The sequence below is a fragment of the Mariniblastus fucicola genome (assembly GCF_008087665.1).
Taxonomy (GTDB): domain Bacteria; phylum Planctomycetota; class Planctomycetia; order Pirellulales; family Pirellulaceae; genus Mariniblastus; species Mariniblastus fucicola.
Genome location: NZ_CP042912.1, coordinates 2,565,747 through 2,583,856, shown reverse-complemented (window position 1 = coordinate 2,583,856; position 18,110 = coordinate 2,565,747). Strand labels below are relative to the sequence as shown.

Sequence of the window (18,110 nt, the reverse complement as noted above, 5' to 3'; positions counted from 1 at the left end):
TACCTTACTCCCGAGTCATGAACTCATCAGTGTTCATGATGATTTGAACCACGCTTGCCAACGAAGCGAGCGTAACTTTCGCCTGATCGTCTTCTGGGACTGCAACAGCTTCGCCGATCGAAACATAGGCCGCCGCGTCATCAACATGTTCCGCATAAAACTCCCGGCTGTCTTCCAACGCCGACAGCAACGAGCCAAGCTCCGCCTGGTTGGGCTTCCGCCCCGTCGCATGCTCAAAGGCAAGCCTGACAATCTGCTCATCGCTTCCGGGCGATTGGCTCAGCACCATGCTGGCCAAGCCGCAGAAGGCTTCCACAAAAACTGGATCGTTGAGCAATACCAAAGCCTGCAGCGGCGTGTTGGTTCGGGAAAGCTTGACCGTACAAGCCTGACGATTTGCCGAATCGAACATGTTCGGCGGAGCCACCGTGCGACGCCAAAACGTGTACAGGCTTCGGCGATGAAGACTGTCACCAGTTGATGGTTTGTAGGCAAATTTTTCCAGACTGAACTCCCGCCACAAACCGTCTGGCTGCCACGGATAAACTGGCGGGCCACCAATCTGCTTGTGCAACAGCCCGGATGTCGACAAAGCTGCATCGCGAATCAAAGTCGTAGGCAGACGAAACCGCGGACTGCGAGCCAGCAAGCGATTTTCCGGGTCGACGTCGTGCAGATCGGCACGGAAACGGGAACTTTGCAAATAAGTTTCCGACGTGACAATCAAGCGATGCATATGCTTGACGTCCCAGCCACTTTCCATGAACTCAACCGCCAACCAGTCCAGCAAATCCGGATGACTCGGCAGCTCGCTCTGAACGCCGAAGTCTTCCGACGTCTTCACGATGCCGATACCGAAAAACGTTTGCCAGTATCGATTCACTGCGACGCGACTGGTCAAAGGATTGTCTCGATCGACCAGCCATTTGGCCAACGATAAACGATTGGCGTCGGCCCCCTCTGGAAGCGGAGGCAAAAAGTGCGGCACGTTTGCCGCAACTTCTTCCGTGGGAGCATCGTAGGCGCCTCGATCAAAAATCGTCGTCTTGCGAGGCTTCTTGCGGTCTCGCATGATCATCACGGTCACGACCGTGGATTTGACACCGGACTTTTTGCTGTACAACGCATTCTGTTTTTGCTTCAACTGCTTCCACTGATCTTTGGCGGCGTTCAGCAAGTACCAATCCTTGAGCAGTTTTTCTTCGCCGCGGTTGCGTTCTTCAGGCGTCTTCTTCAGTGCATTGAAAACGTTACGATTCATCGACGGCGGATCATCCCGATTCTTGTCTTCCCAAGCCCGCAAAGCTTTCGTAATTTCGGCGTCTGCGTCCGACAGAGATTGATTCACGGGAGCAATCTCTGCTTCGATCGTTTCCAGCTGTCGAGTCTGCTCCTCAGTCGGATTGTCGATAAAAGGAGTGCCAACTTGCAGTCTTCCATTGCGGACATTCACGCCGCCGTTTTCGTCGACGTTGTTAAAATAAGCGAAGAACTGATAGTAATCTTCGTGGGTAATCGGATCGTATTTGTGGTCGTGGCATTGAGCACAGGCCATCGTCAGCCCCAGCCAGGTCGTCGCCGTGGTGTCCACGCGATCGAAAACGTAATTATTCCGCTGCTCTTCGACAATCGCACCGCCTTCGCCGTTGAGCATATGATTGCGATTGAACGCCGTTGCAATGAGTTGTTTCCTGGTGGGTTCCGGCAGCAGATCGCCCGCCAACTGTTCGATCGTAAACTGATCGAAGGGCATGTTGTCGTTATAAGCATCCACGACCCAGTCTCGCCACGGCCACTGAGCCCGATCGCCATCCTGCTGGAAGCCGTTTGAGTCCGAATAGCGGGCCGCGTCGAGCCACGGCAATGCCATCCGCTCTCCGTAGTGCTCGCTAGCCAGCAGCTTGTCCGCGAGGCTGTCGATCGCCGCGTCGCTGTCGTTTTGGAAAGATTCGCAAAACTCCTGAGATTGCTCCGGCGTCGGAGGCAGCCCGATCAAGTCCAGATACATTCGCCGCACGAGAACTTCCGGTTCAGCGCGTTTGGATGGATCGATGTCTTTTGATTCGAGTTTTGCCAATACAAATTGATCAATTTCATTGCGAGGCCAACGATCGTCTTTCACCGACGGCAACTCAGGCCGCTGGACTTTTGTGAACGCCCAATGCGATTCGTATTTGGCTCCCTGCTCGATCCACGCCGCAAGAATTCGCTTTTGCCGTTCCGAGATCACGCGACCACTTTCTGGCGGCGGCATTTGAGAGCCCGGATCTTCGTCGAGAATTCGGGAGATCAGTTCGCTGTCTTGCGGATGTCCGACTTCGACGACTGACTCGGCACCTTCACTGGTATCCAGTCGAAGGTCGGCTTCACGATGATTCGGATCCGGGCCATGGCAGTAGTAACAGTTTTCCGAAAGGATCGGCCGCACGTGGAAGTTGAAAGAGATCACCTCCGGCAACGGATCATCATTAACGACCACGCCGCCTTTGAGCCCGCCGCGATTGGCAGGATGAGCCAGATTGTTGAACTCGGGCTGGGCTGGCGACGCGAGAATCACTTCCGTTTCGGCGGACTCCTCTAACGTGTTCGCGTCGAAAACGTCGTTAGCTTTCTCGACAAGGTCAGGTCCGGGCGATTGCCCCTGAGCCAATTCGCTTTCTGAGTTGCGACTGGAAAAGAACACCACGTAGGCGATTCCGGTCGCCATCAACAATGTCGCGGCAATTGCAAGCCATCGAGTCAGACTCGTCGTAGAAGATCGCGGGCTTTGGTTCTGCTTCGCGACAACATGTCCGCACAGCGTTGCAGTCAAAGGCAACTGTGCCGACAGCCACGCAAGTTCCAGCCATGCTTTCTTTGCTCGCGGATCACTGCAGATTAACTGATCGAGTTCGCGCAACGCCTCTTCGCAGCCGTCTCCGGCACGCTGTCCAAGCAACGCAACGCGGTCCTGAATATCCGACATCACAGTTCCCCCAACTTTCCTTCAATGCAACGCAAAAGCCGACTTTGGAGTCTGGCAAACTGTTTGTAGAGCGCCGCCGACGTACGACCGCTCGTTTTCTCCGCCAGTTCGCCGACCGATTCTCCGTGCACATAGCGACTGGTCAGCAGGCTTTTCTCAGACTCGTTCAACAACATCAAACAGTCTTCCAACGCGTTGACTTTGCGATGATCCCGCGACGGCTCGTACGACTCTTCGACTGACTGATAGATCGAATCCATCGCTTCGCCGCTCATCCGCAACCGGTCGCGGCCCTGACGTTTCAGCCACGCCATCGTTTGCATCCGTACAAACGCCAGCGACCAGTTCGCGAACGGCCGCTGTGAATCGTAGCTATCGATTTTCTTCCACATCGCCGCACAGGACTCCTGCAAAATGTCGTCGACATCGCGACAGCCCGGAACCATCGCCAGAACAAGCGTTCGCATTTGGCGCTGCGACTGAATGATCAGCTGCGAAAATTTCGCCCCATCAATTTCAGTAGATTGCTGTGGGGAATCAGACAAAGGAAGCTTCGGCTCAGGCTAGAGGATGGCGTTTAGTATTCAATTAGCGGCAGAGCTTCCATTTTGGACAGGATTTTCCAAAAAGGATAGAAATGTTCCAAAGCCTCACGTTTTCGTTTCGCAAATCGCCTTGATTCAAAGCAAAGCATCAAAATATTTTACGCCCACTGATGGCCAATCGTGCGAATGTACTCTAACGCTGCTTCCAGCTCAGTCGTTTCGATTCCCTGTTTTCTGCCCTCTCGATCACATCGTCCCAGTAGGACAAGATCTTCGTAGTTTTCGTTTTCCTGCAAACGCTTTCGCTTCCGCGCGCCGATCGTTTGGTCAAAAATCTTGTGGGCCAGCATGTGATGCTTCACCAACCACAAAGTTCGATCGGATACGAAGTCACAAATCGCATCGACGCCAGCATCCACATGGTCGTAGGGATCGATGCCTTTCCCGACGTCATGCAGCAACGCCGCGAGCAAAAATTCTTCGTCCCACGGGTTTGCATGGCACGCCAAATCGTAAACTTGCAGACTGTGATACAGCGCATCACCCTCAGGATGGTACTGCGGATTCTGTTTGACGTTTTCGAGCGGAAGCAACAAGGCGTAAAACAGCTGGAACGGATCGATTTTTTCTTCGCTCTCTTCAATCGCGGCTTCGATATCGACATCCGGATAAAAGTTTTGCATCAAAGGAATCAGCTGCGCCTCGCTGGCCCGTTCAATCGGTTTCCCCGTGATGGAGCTTTTAAACACAAAGCTCGCCTTGCTGGTTGGATAGACGGTCAACTCGACTTCGAAACGATCCTTGATGTGGACGTGCTCGTACACCTGCCGCTCTCCGTCTTTGACGACACGTTTTCGCTCGATCTCGTAGTTGAAACCGTGCGAATCAAGAATCCCGGTCACCGACTCGAGGCTGTCACAGAAAACATGCAAATCGATGTCGGAGCCTGAACGAATGTGTCCCGTTAGGACACTGCCGATCAGCCGAGTGCGAAATTGAGCCAGCACCCGCATCACGCGCAGTGCTTCGATTCGCATTTCAAACAGACGCTGATCGTTGGTCTCGCCTTCGAGCATCCTCGCCATGTGTTGGATCTCCTCGCGGATCTCGGCGTTGGACGGCAGATCTTTTGGCTTGACCCAGCCTTTGCAGCAGATTCTTGCTGCTTTCATTTTCGCGCGGTAGTACTCAGATTCCTGACGGTCGTACATCAACCGTGCGGCTTGCCAGGCAATTTGTCGCCGCAATTTCGAATTCGCCATCAACCAGCAGCCTCGTCGGGCGTGCTTTGTTACCAGGATGATCGGATTTGTTACATTTGCATTGTATCTGATGACGCCAGCCGCACCAAAAGGTTCGCCGCCATTTTTCGAAGCCATGACTTCATCTGGCAATGTTCAGGTATAGAATGTGCGAATGGCCAAGGCACGAAAATCCAATCGAAACCTCGCAAAGACAGGACAAGCTGGGGCGCAACCGCTGCAGGGAATTCAAAAAGTGGCCCTGTGGTCGGTGCCTGCAGTTTTCGCAATCTTCCTCGCTTGCGCCGGCACGTTGGCATACCTGTACTTCAGCAAGCCGGCGACGGTTGCGAAAGTTCCATCTGACAGAACTCCCAACGAAAACGTCGAATCGTCGTTGGCTGAGCAAGACCCGCTGCTGAATGACGACCAGCCCAAGAACTATCCGACGGAGAATCTGACAACGACGACGGAAGGATTGGTTGACGCCGAATCGGCGAAAGAGCCTTCGTCCGAGCCAGCGGCTGCCGAATCCGGCTCACAATCCGATCCGCAAACTTCGGCAAGTCCTGCTGATGTGGTTGCGGCAGAGCCTGAGCCTAAAGAAGCAGGGGACGCGACGGGCCCGGAGAACTCTCTGTCGGATCCGTCGACAACTTCATCGGCGACGCCACCCGCGCCTTCGACGCCGATCGAAGTTACGTTGAACGCCAAGACAATTGTTTCGCTGGTTTGCGATGATGGAAAAATTTCCTTCTCCGGCCCGACGGAACTCAAGTTCGTGGACAGCCAACCGACGTTGCAAGTCACCGAGGAATCGGGCGTCAAGTTCGCGCATCTGCTTTTTGACGGAATGGATCAGTCCGCCGAACTTCCTCCTGTTTCCAGATCGCAAGGCAGCCTGGAAATGGTGGCCAAACTTCCGTCGCAAAACACGAGCATCTTTCTTGACAGCAACTATCAGCGTCTGACCCTTCGCAAGAATCGGGACGGGTTACGTTGGCGAGTCGCTGGTGTTCAAAAGCCAGACAAAATCAGAGACGTCTCGAAACCGGTGGACTTTGACCAGTGGCACCATATCGTGGTCACGTGGAAATCTGGCGGAGCCGCAATCCTGTATGTTGACGGCATTGAGTACGATCGATTCAACTACATTCACGAGCAACCGCACTTTGCGGAATACGAGGATGTCGTCCTCGGTCGAACCCGGGGCCCCAACTCGCGTTTCTACGAGTGCCGAATCCACCGCTACAAGGTGTTTGATCAGCCGATTCCGGCCGCCGATGTGGCCAAGCTGAACCAGGCGATCCGCCAAACGTATCCATTCATTTTCAGATAACCACAAAAGACGTCACGATGTCCATCATCACTCAGGAACTGTTCGATTTTTTGCCAGCGTTTTCCGACGACGGCGAAAACTCCGGACAGCGCGACAAAATTGAGTCGCTTTTAAAGAAGGCACTGGCAGAACCGGTCAACTATCCCTCGCTCTCGGAATCGATCTTTCCGGGCGACCGGGTCACGATTCTGGTTCAAGCCGGATTGCCGGCGGCCGGCGAGACTCTCGACAGCCTGCTTTCCATGCTGGAACTTTCGCGAATCGAAACGGCTGACATTTTGGTCGTCGTTCCACAATCCATGGCCAAAGTTTTCAATCTGGTCGAGAACACTCCGGCGGATCCCGAAACCAGAATGCCGGCGACGTATCGCAGGATGTCGGACACGAAAGCGACGCCACTTTGTTTCGAAATCCACGTTACCGATGACGAGCAGGCAGTTTCCTATTTGGCCGCCAACGTTCAGGGCAATCCGGTCTACGTCAATCGCTCGCTCTGCGACAGCGACGTGATTCTGCCGCTCAGCTGCCTCACGCCTGGCCGCAAGCAAACCGACTGCCTGTACCCGGAGTTCAGCACCGACGAAACGCGGTCTCGCTACCGAAAGAAAGACGATTCGTTGAGCGAGCGGGTTGCGGAAGCCGAACTTGCGAACGACTCCTTGGGGCTGTTCTTTTCTATCGAACTGATTTGCAGCCCCGGCGATGTGATCGAGGACATCGTCTGTGGGTCCAGAACTCACGCTCGCCAAATCGCCGCCGAGCGACTCAAACCGCTGTGGGCGATGGAACAGCCAGATGGCTGTGATGTGGTCGTCACGACGGTTGAGTCCGACGCCGATTCGACAGCCTGGTCAAGCGTCATTCGCGCCGTCAATTCCGCTTCGCAAGCCGTTGCTGATGGCCCGATCATCGTCTGGACCGAGCTTTCGGAGAAACCAAACGCGAAAGTCAAAGCCGCTTGTTCGGCTCAGTTTGAGGGTAGCGTTCCCGATTCGCTGTCAAAGAAACTGCAGCACTTTGCCAGCATTCTTTGCGAGCGCCCTGTTTACCTGAAGTCCGGACTTTCACAGAACGTGGTCGAAAGCCTTGGTCTGGGCTACATCGAATCCGCCGAGTCCGCTCAGCGAATCATTCGCCCATTTTCGAAACCGCTGCTTATCCGCGACGGCCATTTGCGGGCTTAAGAATTTTTGATCGAGTCGTCGGCCAAGCCCTTTTTTCTCTCAGGCCGGATGATCCAGCTGAGAATCCGCCAACCGTCAGTGACGATTGACGGAATTCCAGCTCAATGAACGTTTGGTGAAGTTTTGCATGTAGCGATTCGCATGCAATTTCACTGGTGGCTTGTGTTTCAAGACCCGTCCGCGTTTCGATTTTAGATCTATCGAAAACACGGACCGTTAGACGCAGTTGGAAAACTCCTGCCAGCACTGTTTTCGAAAGTGTCGATCGCACGACCGAATCAGGCGTTAAACTTCCGCATTCTGCCCCTGCCCCGAAGTCCGCCTTCGCAGCACGACGACCGGATCTTCGCGCGGCAAACTGGATCGATTGCGATGTCGCGGTCGCCCGAAATCATCATCGGTGGGGAACCCATTCCCGCAAAGAACGCGTTTTCGTGGTGCATTGCGAGCTAGCAGATACACGGGTCTGCGCTGTGAAGATGTATCAATTGCAGGAAAGGCAACGAAAATACTAATGGTATCAATGAATCCGTGTCGATGGATTCTTCCACGTGTACAAGTTTTGAAGGCCGGATGCGCTTTCAATTAGCATAAATCGTGTCGGGACACGTCCCGGGAGACATCGACGATGAGAAGTTTGAGCCAAGTCTGCCTTGCTATTGCACTCTTAGCGACCTTATTCGCAGACGCTCATGCGTTGAGAGCGCAGATCCTCGGTAATCAGGTGTACGAGCCAGGCAGTTTTCGCCAGGTTGCGTCTGATATTAACGTAGGCCTACCGGGCCGCATGTGGTTTCGGACCACCTATGCGGATCAGGGACTTGGCTACCAGGGAGCCTATTTAACGGTCGGCGGAAAACGCCACTTGATGGAAGACCGTTGGGACGGCCGCTGGCTTGGTGAAGCCCGTGTGCACTACGGACTGGAAGAAGGAGGGTTCTTCGCCAACGTCGGCGTCGAACGCGTCTTCTCGCTTGAGTCCGCAGGTGCGGATTTGGTCGGAGGAGTCTGGTACGACTACGACGGTGACAAGCAAGGTCCCTATGCTCACAACTTCTCACAGGTTTCGATCAACGCAGCGATCAAAACAAAAAAATGGGATCTGATCGGTAACGGTTACTTCCCGGTCGGAGTCACCGACTATTCGACGGCAGGCCCAAGCGGAACCAACGTTTTCTTCGGCAGCAACATTTTGCTTACGCCGGGAATCGACTCGGCCCTTCGCGGCTTCGATGTCACGCTTCGCATGCGTCCCAAATATCTGGCTTTCGGAAACGGAGTCGTTGACTTTGGTGGATACGGATACAGTTCTGACTCAGTTGACTTCTTCGGCGGCGGTCGTGCACGACTCGGATTTCAAGCCAAGAGCGGCATGATGATTATGGCCGAAGTCAACCACGACGAACGATTCGAAACAACCGGATCGCTGGGACTGTCATGGGCATTCGGAGCACCGGGAGCTGCTGGTAGCACGGGACGCGGAATCGGCAACGATCTCGACGAAACGGTTCGCGGCGACCACATCGTTCGATTCAACCAGAGCTTCGAACTGGCAATGGATCCTGCAACAGGCCAAGCCTACAACGTTCGACACGTGAACAATACAGCTGACCCTGCTTTCGAGGACGGTACTTACGAGTCACCTTACGCTTCACTCGCATCCGCTGAAGCGGCCAGTATCGAAGGCGACATCATCTTTGTTGATCGCGGCGACGGAAGCCGTCAGGGACTCAACACCGGTTTGGTCATGAAAGATCGACAGCAACTTTTGGGTGTCGGCGGAACAAACATCATCCCGATTCAGGATGGACGGTTCTTCCTCATCCCGGGTGAAGGGGCACGACCAGTCATCTCCAACCCAGGCGGAACGAATGTTGTCACCCTGGCCAACGACACAACCGTCCGCGGTGTCAACATCGATGGCTCAGGAGCATTGAACGGCATCCACGGCGACAATATTAGCAACGGTACAATCGAAGACGTCAACGTCTTCAGCTCGGGACAACACGGTCTTTCGCTCGACATGGTCGGTGGCGACTGGGACATTAAACGAGCCAGCTTCAGCAATAACGTTGTTGACGGTATCTACGTTCGCAACACGACTGACAACTCCTCAGTGTTCACAATTGAGAATGTGGTTGCCGATGGAAACGGATTCGATGGAATTCACTTTGACAACTACCGTGGCAGCCAGCTTCGACTGTTCAACAACACGACCAGCACGAACGGACGACACGGCGTATACATCAAAGACTATGTCGGAGCCGGACTTGATCTGGACATTATCACCCACACCGCACTCGACAATGGAGGCACAGGTGTCTTCATCGACGGCGGGGATGGCGACTTGAACATCGTCAATTCAACCATCTCAGGCAACGGAGTCAACGGACTTCATATCCTGAACTGGTCGAACTCAATCGACGGTGATTCAACCTTCATCGGAAACACCACGGGCGGATCGACGACGCTTGGCGGCAACCAGTCGACGAACCTTGTTGTCGAAATCAACGATCCTGGCAAAACACAAGATGTGCTTGTCACCGGAATCTCAATCGTTGGAGGTGGACGCGGGGTTTATGGTTCAGCAGCAGGCATCGGCACCGAGCTGAACATGTCAATTGTTGACAACGGCGAGTTCTCACAGCATCTCACAGATGGTTTGAGATTCGAAGCCAAGAACAGCGGTACGCTTAACGTACTTGTTGAAAACGAAGCGTTCCCACTGTTGCTCAACGACAACGCTCAAAGCACCGGAGCCGGCATCGCGTTCTTCGCAGATGGACCTTTGGGTCAGCCAGTTTCGAAGCTTAACGCGGTCGTCCGCAACGTCTCCATCAACAACGATGGCGAAGTCGGATTCACGACAACTGTCATCGGGCCATTCGGACCTGATGGAGTTTCGGTTGACGGAACGGGAACTTCCAGAATCAACCTGGTCATGGAAGACTCTCGAATCGAGTCCGCTGGTGGTATCGCTGTCGACATTGACAATGATGGCAACGGCGACGTCAACAACATCTTCTTTGACAACCTTGTGATTCGATCGGACATCGGCGTCTCGCTGATCTCAGACGGTGGGTCATTCGTTGACTTTGCTCTACTCAACTCGGACATCCAGTCAAACGGAAACATTCGTCCGATCGCACAGGGTGGAAGCGAAGACGACGCTCAAGAAGGCGGCGACCCGTTTGCTGACTTCGTCGGCGACTTCGGATTCGTCGCACTGGTTACAGGTGACGCGGGTGGCGGCCTGGACAACCTGACGCGTATCCAGTTCAGCAACAACTTCATTCGCGACTTCACTTTTGACGCTGTCTCGATCGAAGCCGCAGGCGATGCTCAGCTTCTGGCCTACATCAACTCGAACCAGATCCTGAGAAATGGCCCCGGTGTCGACAACGAAGTCGAATTCCCGGATGACCCGGCCACCAACGGTACTGATTTCCTGACCGTTGCCGAAGATCAACTGGACTTCCATGACGGAATCGACATTCTCGCTGGCGGCAACAGCCAGATCAGCTTCCGCATGAATGCCAACGATCTGGTGAACAACTACGAGTTGGGACTGAACCTCAACACCATTGATTCCGGCACGATCAACGGTTCGATCAACTTCAACAACTTTGCCAACGATATTGGACAGGATGCTGACGCAACAGCTGTGAATGTATCAACGTCCTTCATCGAAGACTTGTCAGCCAACAACTTCCTTAACGGAACAATGTGTCTGGATTTGTCATCGAACTCCTTCCGATCGCTGGCAACCTTCAACCAGTTCTCAACCAACCCGTTCCGCGTGGAACTCGATGGTGCGACCAACGGATCTGAGGTCCTGACTGGACCAGGAGTCGTCACGAATTCGGTTGGAGTTTGCGAAGGCCTGATTTCGGACGAAGAACTGTTCTTCACCGCTGCCGGATTCATCGACGCTGACACGCCTCCAGGCGGTGGATTCGCACCTCTGGATCACGACTGATAAAACGTAATCAGACGGACACCAACAGCCTCCTGCGATTTGCAAGAGGCTGTTTTTTTGTGCGCCGTTCTAAAAATATCGTGCGAGAGACGTGCAAAACACGCCCGAAAGCGGCGCAGACCCGGCAATTCCGATTTGCTATCCTCGCCCCTCGTCTAACTTTGCAACGGAGCAATCGTTGAAGATCCTGCAAGTCATTTCTGGTCGCGAGATCAATGGTGCGCTGACGTATTGCAAGTACCTTTCGGAAATGCTCGCCGCTCGCGGTCATGACGTGACGATTCTCTGTCGTCGAAACGGCTGGTTGGAACAAACGGGTGTCAAGGGAGTCCGTTTCATCAACTGCGAAATGAACCGGAAGCCATCCGATGTAGGTCGCATCGCAAACTGGATGCGTCACGAAGGAATCGACGTATTGCATACTCACATGAGCCGTGCTCACGCGTTTGGAGTTCTGCTGAAGATGACATCAGGCGTCCCGGTGATCGCAACCGCCCACAATCGCTCGTTCCAGATCCATTGGCGAATGAACGATTTCGTGATCGCCAACTCCCAGGCAACGATGGACTATCAACGTCGCGTGAATCGAGTCGGCAGTTCAAATCTCGAGAAAGTGCTCTGCTTTACGGACTTGCAGCGATTCAAAGGCGTAACGCCGCGAGACGTTTACCGCGTCAAACGTCAACTGAAGGTTAATCCGGACGAATTCCTCTGTGGTTGCGTCGGCGAGATCATCAAACGAAAGGGCCAGGTCTATTTGTTTCAGGCGCTGAGACAAATCATCGAAGCAATTCCAAATTTCAAACTGGTGCTGCTGGGCCGGTTCCGCCGCGAAGAACCCTACACGCAAAAGCTGAGGTCGATTCTGCTTTCAGAGGGCCTGCAAGGACGGGTGAAATGGCTCGGACTGCGCGAAAACATTCAGGATTTCATGACAGCATTCGATCTGCTTGCAGTTCCGTCCATTGAGGAACCTTTGGGGCTTGTCGCCGTCGAATCGCTGGCAGCCGGAACGCCGGTCGTCGCCACCAGGACCGGCGGACTTCCGGAGATCGTCAAACATCAGCGCTGCGGCTTGCTGGTTCCGCCACGAAACCCGGGTGCGTTGGCGAAATCGATCATTGAACTTGCAAAAAACGAGCCTGCGAGACGCAGCATGGGGCTGGCCGGGCAGGAATTCGTGTACGAGGAGTTCGATACGGAGCGGCTTTGCGAGCGGGTTGAGCAAATCTACGAGCATGTCGTTTCACGCAGGATTCGCTGTGCAGCGTGATGCAGAATTGGCTGGTGAGAAATCGCTCTAGCAACGGACGCGTTAAGTCTCTTTAATGAAACATTCAAGGATGACAACCTGCACTCGGAAAAGGAAATCTGGGCATGAGGCAATTGCAAGAACTGGCAGAATCGATCAACGGAACGGTTGCCGGATCAGAGCAAGCTGAAATTTCGGGCGCTGCAACGATCGCGCGATCTCGTTCTGGCGATATCACGTTTGCTCAATCGCAAAAGCACTACGATGAGTTCCTGCGATCCGAAGCTTCAGCCGTTGTCGTGTCGCGAGGCGTGCTGCTCGACAGTACTCGCGATGCCATCATCGTCGACAATGCTCTCGACGCATTCACGCAAATCGTGTCACAGTTCAGGCCTCCAGTGAAACGTTCTCCAGTCGGCATCAGCCCTCGGGCGATCGTAAGTGATTCAGCCGACATTGCCGATGGAGCATGCATTCACGCCGGCGCTGTCATTATGGAAGGTGTCACGATCGGATCGGGCACGACTGTCTTTCCAAATGTAACCGTGATGGAAGGCTGTGTGATCGGAGCCAATTGCACGCTGTTTCCCAATTGCACTCTGTACGAACAAACTATTCTTGGCGACCGCGTTGTCCTGCATGCAGGCGTTGTGCTGGGTACCTGGGGTTTCGGATATCATTCGTCAGCCAACGGCCATAGAATTTCCGCTCAACTTGGCAATGTAGTTGTTGGGAACGACGTTGAACTGGGCGCTAATACAACGATCGACCGCGGGACTTTTGATTCAACGACCATCGGCGACGGAACAAAGATGGACGACCAGGTGATGGTTGGCCACAACTGCGAAATCGGAAAACACAATCTGTTTTGCTCGCAAGTCGGCATCGCAGGCAGTTGCACGACCGGAGATTTTGTCGTGATGGGAGGCCAGGTAGGACTCGGCGATCATCTCGACATCGGTAGCAACGTTTCAATCGGAGCCAAATCCGGTTTGATGCACAATGTTGAACCCAATCAACGTATTCAGGGAATCCCGGCCCGTCCGGCGCGTCAGGCAATGCAAATCATGGCGATCACCGGTAAGCTGCCGGAGATGCGAAAAGAGATGAAGCGTTTGCAAAAAGAGATTGAATCGCTCGAAAGCAATGCTCGACCGGAATCCATTCGCGACGCTGCGTAGTCAAGAGTTTCAACGCCGATGCCAAACGCAACGACAACCAACGAGATGAAAATTGGGCTGATCGCAGGCTGGGGAAACTTTCCCGTCCGCGTCGCAGAGTCTCTGGTTGCGCAGGGCTACGAAGTCACCTGCGTTGCGGTCAAAGGTCACGCCGATCCAATTCTGAAAGACATCTGCCAGAGTTATCGGGAGTTCGGGATGGGACGCATGGGCTCCCAAGTCCGTTACTTGCGAAAGGCAGGCATCGAACAGGCGACCATGGCCGGGAAGATTTTCAAAACCGTCATTTTCGAGCCGTTCTTTCTCCTGCGTCACTTTCCAGATCTGACTTTTTGGCGCCATTTTTTTCCGGTGTTCCTGACCCGGACTCGAGACCGAAAAGACGATACATTGTTGACGACCGTGACTGAACTTTATGCTTCCGGAGGAATCATGTTTGCTCCCGCAACCGACTTTGCACCGGACCTTTTGATCGGTGAAGGTGTTTTGACCAAACGCAAACCGACCGAATCGCAACTCAAAGACATCGATTTTGGCTGGACGCTCGCTCGTGAAATGGGACGCATGGACATCGGCCAGTCGGTAGTCATCAAACACCAGGCCGCGCTCGCGATCGAAGCCATCGAAGGCACCGACGAATGTATCGCGCGAGCTGGTCAGCTTTGCAAAGCGGGCGGCTTCACGGTGGTTAAAACGGCCAAGCCACAGCAGGACATGCGATTTGATGTTCCAACCGTTGGAACGGGCACGATTGAGACAATCTACAAAGCGGGCGGCAAAGTGCTCGCGATCGAAGCGGGCCGCACGATCATGTTGGACCAGGAAGAAACCATTGCTCTCGCCAACAAACGCGGCATCAGTATCATTGCGAGGAAAGACTGATCCCCGCCCAGCACAGCAACTCGATTGACGTCGATTGCAATCGCAAGTCGTGATGTGCAATTCAACGACGCGTCCTACGCCAATCGATGGAGCTTGGTTTCCTGTATTGTCAGCCGCGAATTCGAGCTGAAAGCGATCTCGGCATTTACGCGATCATGGTAAAATGAGCGTCTCGCCACCTCGTTCCAGGACCACCCATGAACGCACTTTCTCGCTTCCGCATGCGCAAATTCCGCAGCGGTTCGTCGACTCCATCGAGCCGATTGTTTTTTGAGGCTCTCGAAGCTCGCAAACTACTCAGCGGCGATCTTGGCAACGCCTTCAACGTTTGCTACGCCCACGAAGCACCCTCCTTTGTATCCGCGTCTACTGCCAGGAATGACGTCTCGTCATCGGCACAAAAGGACGGCGACGGAAACAGCGACGGCGACGCGCGAAACACTCCCGTTCTGGTTGCCGACTACGTGGATGACTTTCAGAATCCAAACCCAACAGCCAATTGGCAATACCTTTGGAACGAAAGCGGCGAATTCGGAGCCACCGCAAACTATTCGGCGATGAGTTACGACTCGTGGCGTTACCGCCCCAGCACTGCAAACTTTCCGTACCTCGGCGCGACCTTCGGCCATTCAGGACCGGGCCTCGATGATACCGAATCCAACGGAGTTGAGCGTTTCGCGATCGCGGCATTCACCGTTTCGACTTCCGGCGACTACGCAATCGGTGACAGCCTGATTACGCGCGAAGGTGAATTTGGTGACGGCGTTGAACTGGCCGTTCACGTCAATGATGAATCCGTGATCGGCACGCTGCAGATTGCTCCAACGGGCTCCGCCAGCTTTGATTTCGATTTGGGCACGCTCGCCGCCGGAGACACGATTTACATTGGAGTTGGACCGGACGGCCCGAACACTGGATCTTCGATCGGCAATGATGGCTTCACGTGGGACTATTCCATCTTCAAAACAGCCGAAGGACCTCCCGAAGAAATTGACGTCATGATCGACCTGGATACACAGCGCTTCATCGGCGATGTGTCCGAGCTTGATCGGGAGAAGTATTTTACGTTTCACTCCAGCGGAGGCGGATCAGACCAGCAGATTCAGGATTTCATGACCGAGTACGATGTGTACACCGGTCGTCAGTTCTGGGGAGCGATCGGGTACGCGAAAAGTCAAACAGGCGAGGCCGGGGTTTACCCGAACGTGACACCCTCCGAAGATCAAACGCTTCGACCGACTTTCCCGATGGTCCAAACTTCCCATCCGCGCGATGCGATTCGTTGGGATACGGACTTGCAAGCCGCTGCGGATTGGGTGACCACGTATTACACGACCGTTGTCGATGAAGTGCCGACCTTTTTCGAGCCGATGAACGAACCGTTTGTGCACGCCGACGATGCCGAGTTCGCGGACGCGCCCGACAATGATGCCATGCGTTTGAAGATGGCTGAGTTTTATGCAGCGATCGGCCAAGCCGTGAACGCGACGCCCGCTCTGGCCAACATGAACGTTGTCGGATACGCGAGCGCATGGCCGTCAGTCGAGCTTTGGGATTTCGGACACTGGGATTCGCGGATGAAGATGTTCATGGACGTCGCCGGCGAGCACATGGATGCTTTTTCGACTCACCTCTACGACGGTGTGAACGTGACCGGTCAGAACAATCGTCGATCGGGCAGCAATTCGGAAGCCATCCTCGACTTGATCGAAACCTACAGCTATGCCAAGTGGGGAACCATCAAGCCACATGCGATTACGGAGTACGGCGGAATCGAGTCTGGATTCGGCGAAGCTTACTCGGACATCAAATCAGCCCAAAGTCTTCGCTCGATCAACCATTTGATGTTCAATCTGCTCGAACGGGAAAATGACATGATGATCAGCATTCCGTTCATCGGCGACAAAGCCACCTGGTTCCACGATCCAGCCAACGGTTGCGAGCCCTACGGTTCAGTGCTCTGGCGTCTGGACAATCCCGATGTTGCGACGTGCACCGGCGACTACGTGTACACGTTTCGAGTGCATTTTTTCGACTTGTGGCAAGATGTGCAGGGCGAGCGCGGACTAATTTCAACTTCGGATCCTGACGTTCAGGCGCAGTTGTTCGTCGATGGCAACACTGCCTATGTCGCGGTCAACAATTTGTCAGATGGAGCCGCAGACATCGACTTGCAGTTCGTATCTGAACTCAGCGGACTGCAGAACGTCGAGATCCGCCAAATGGAAGTCCCGGTTGATTCTTCTCTGGATCCAACCTACACCGAGACGACACAATCCATTGCACCGAACAGCGTCACAATAAACTCGGGAGGCACAGCGGTCCTCGTTTACAATTTCGACGCTCCGCTGGAATTCAGCGAAACGATTCGCTCCAACAAATACTACACAGGCCAGCATTTGGAAACGATCACGGCCGACCAGACGATCATGTTTAGTTTCGACAACGTTCAGACCGCGAGCGAAGGACACGCGACGCTACGCATGGGGATTGGCCGAACGCACAATCTATCCAAAATGCCAATGTTAACGGTCAACGGTACGAACGTCGACGTTCCGGACGACTGGAAGGGATACGACCAGGCGAATCGAGACGACTTCTTTGGCGTGATCGAGATACCTGTGCCAATCGGATTGCTCGACGCAAACAACTCGGTTTCCGTCACCTTTCCCGACAGCGGTGGACGAGTCAGTTCCATGATTCTGGAGGTTGAAGCAATCGATGCGGTTCCGGAACTGACGGACTTGATGATCAACACGGGAGACAACCAACGTTCCGACGTAAATCATCTGACGCTCAACTTCTCTGGATTGGTGGACTTTGGCCCTGACGCATTCTCAGTCGTCCAGCGTAGCGATCTGTCCGGTGCGACCGGAACAAGTGTCGATACATCGCACAGTTCGCAGATCGTTGACGGCGACACTCTCGTCACGCTTTCGTTCGACAGTCTGACCCGAAACGCAACGGGCTCGCTGATCGACGGCAACTACGAATTGACCATCAACGCGGCTTCAGTCGTCGATTCAGTCTCTGGGGCTTCGATGACGGAGGATGTCATTTATGGCGATTCAGCGGATGAAAGCTTCTTCGCCTTTTATGGAGATACCGACGGGAACCGGATCGTCAACGTTTTTGATCTGCTGAAGTTCCGCCAAGCGTACAATTCCGGGACTGGCGATGCGAACTACGATTTGTCGCTCGATTTCCAGGGCAACGGAGCGATCAACGTCTTCGATTTGCTTCCGTTTCGCCAACGCTATTCCGAAACGCTCACGTTCGTTTAACCCGCTTTTCTTCGAGAGTGTCCGACATCAGCGTTGCTTTTTCGCATCATTTGCGAAGATCGATGTTGAGTCGATTCAACAATTTCCAAGATCGCCTGAAATCGCGAAATTGCAGGCCCACAGACGCTAAAAACGTCCCAAATTTAGGAGCCAGGTCCCTAAATTGGTTGTCTCGCGATGCGAACGTTCACTGAAGAAACTCTACAACTTGATCACGAAAAAGCCGAGGCTCGGCGATGGATTTCGTCGCTTGATGCT

The 18,110-nt window shown here is 54.0% G+C and carries 10 protein-coding genes; 7 read left to right on the top strand and 3 right to left on the bottom strand.

What is annotated here, in order from left to right; translation table 11 throughout:
- Positions 1-4: 4 nt before the first annotated feature.
- The 3 genes from MFFC18_RS09460 to MFFC18_RS09450 all read right to left on the bottom strand — a co-directional run bounded on the left by MFFC18_RS09460 (position 5) and on the right by MFFC18_RS09450 (position 4,772).
- Positions 5-2,965 (bottom strand): PSD1 and planctomycete cytochrome C domain-containing protein, encoded by a 2,961-nt coding sequence (locus MFFC18_RS09460; RefSeq protein ID WP_238381160.1) that lies wholly within the window; start codon positions 2,963-2,965, stop codon positions 5-7.
- Positions 2,965-3,510, bottom strand: a complete 546-nt coding sequence (locus MFFC18_RS09455) for a sigma-70 family RNA polymerase sigma factor (protein WP_075082257.1) — start codon at positions 3,508-3,510, stop codon at positions 2,965-2,967. Before MFFC18_RS09455 ends, MFFC18_RS09460 begins: the two co-directional genes overlap by 1 nt.
- 158 nt (positions 3,511-3,668) lie before the next feature.
- Positions 3,669-4,772: an HD domain-containing protein gene (locus tag MFFC18_RS09450; RefSeq protein WP_075082367.1), complete on the bottom strand. Its 1,104-nt coding sequence runs from the start codon at positions 4,770-4,772 to the stop codon at positions 3,669-3,671.
- A gap of 154 nt (positions 4,773-4,926) precedes the next feature.
- Between MFFC18_RS09450 and MFFC18_RS09445 the strand changes: the two genes are divergently transcribed.
- The 7 genes from MFFC18_RS09445 (at position 4,927) to MFFC18_RS09415 (ending at position 17,852) form a co-directional block, all read left to right on the top strand.
- The gene (locus tag MFFC18_RS09445; RefSeq protein WP_075082256.1) at positions 4,927-6,090 is read left to right on the top strand and encodes a LamG-like jellyroll fold domain-containing protein; all 1,164 of its coding nucleotides are present in this window, start codon (positions 4,927-4,929) and stop codon (positions 6,088-6,090) included.
- A gap of 17 nt (positions 6,091-6,107) precedes the next feature.
- On the top strand, positions 6,108-7,274 hold the full coding sequence (locus tag MFFC18_RS09440) for a nickel-dependent lactate racemase family protein (RefSeq protein ID WP_075082255.1): 1,167 nt from the start codon (positions 6,108-6,110) through the stop codon (positions 7,272-7,274).
- Positions 7,275-7,998: 724 nt separating this feature from the next.
- Positions 7,999-11,253 (top strand): right-handed parallel beta-helix repeat-containing protein, encoded by a 3,255-nt coding sequence (locus MFFC18_RS09435; protein ID WP_157665019.1) that lies wholly within the window; start codon positions 7,999-8,001, stop codon positions 11,251-11,253.
- Positions 11,254-11,431: 178 nt separating this feature from the next.
- On the top strand, positions 11,432-12,526 hold the full coding sequence (locus MFFC18_RS09430) for a glycosyltransferase family 4 protein (RefSeq protein ID WP_148618763.1): 1,095 nt from the start codon (positions 11,432-11,434) through the stop codon (positions 12,524-12,526).
- 104 nt (positions 12,527-12,630) lie between these two features.
- Positions 12,631-13,686, top strand: coding sequence for a UDP-3-O-(3-hydroxymyristoyl)glucosamine N-acyltransferase (gene lpxD, locus MFFC18_RS09425; RefSeq protein WP_075082251.1), 1,056 nt, complete (start codon positions 12,631-12,633; stop codon positions 13,684-13,686).
- An 18-nt stretch (positions 13,687-13,704) separates the two neighbouring features.
- A complete protein-coding gene (locus tag MFFC18_RS09420; protein WP_075082250.1) occupies positions 13,705-14,568 on the top strand; it encodes an LpxI family protein in 864 nt (287 codons plus the stop codon).
- Positions 14,569-14,765: 197 nt separating this feature from the next.
- Positions 14,766-17,852 carry a hypothetical protein gene (locus MFFC18_RS09415; protein WP_075082249.1) on the top strand — a complete coding sequence of 1,029 codons (3,087 nt, stop codon included), beginning with the start codon at positions 14,766-14,768 and terminating at the stop codon, positions 17,850-17,852.
- Positions 17,853-18,110: the final 258 nt, after the last annotated feature.

What these genes read in the sequence shown, in the direction of transcription:
- MFFC18_RS09460 (WP_238381160.1), bottom strand. Translation starts at nt 2,965, where the DNA reads ATGTCGGATATTCAGGACCGCGTTGCGTTGCTTGGACAGCGTGCCGGA.
- MFFC18_RS09450 (WP_075082367.1), bottom strand. Translation starts at nt 4,772, where the DNA reads ATGGCGAATTCGAAATTGCGGCGACAAATTGCCTGGCAAGCCGCACGG.
- MFFC18_RS09445 (WP_075082256.1), top strand. Translation starts at nt 4,927, where the DNA reads ATGGCCAAGGCACGAAAATCCAATCGAAACCTCGCAAAGACAGGACAA.
- MFFC18_RS09440 (WP_075082255.1), top strand. Translation starts at nt 6,108, where the DNA reads ATGTCCATCATCACTCAGGAACTGTTCGATTTTTTGCCAGCGTTTTCC.
- lpxD (WP_075082251.1), top strand. Translation starts at nt 12,631, where the DNA reads ATGAGGCAATTGCAAGAACTGGCAGAATCGATCAACGGAACGGTTGCC.
- MFFC18_RS09420 (WP_075082250.1), top strand. Translation starts at nt 13,705, where the DNA reads ATGCCAAACGCAACGACAACCAACGAGATGAAAATTGGGCTGATCGCA.
- MFFC18_RS09415 (WP_075082249.1), top strand. Translation starts at nt 14,766, where the DNA reads ATGAACGCACTTTCTCGCTTCCGCATGCGCAAATTCCGCAGCGGTTCG.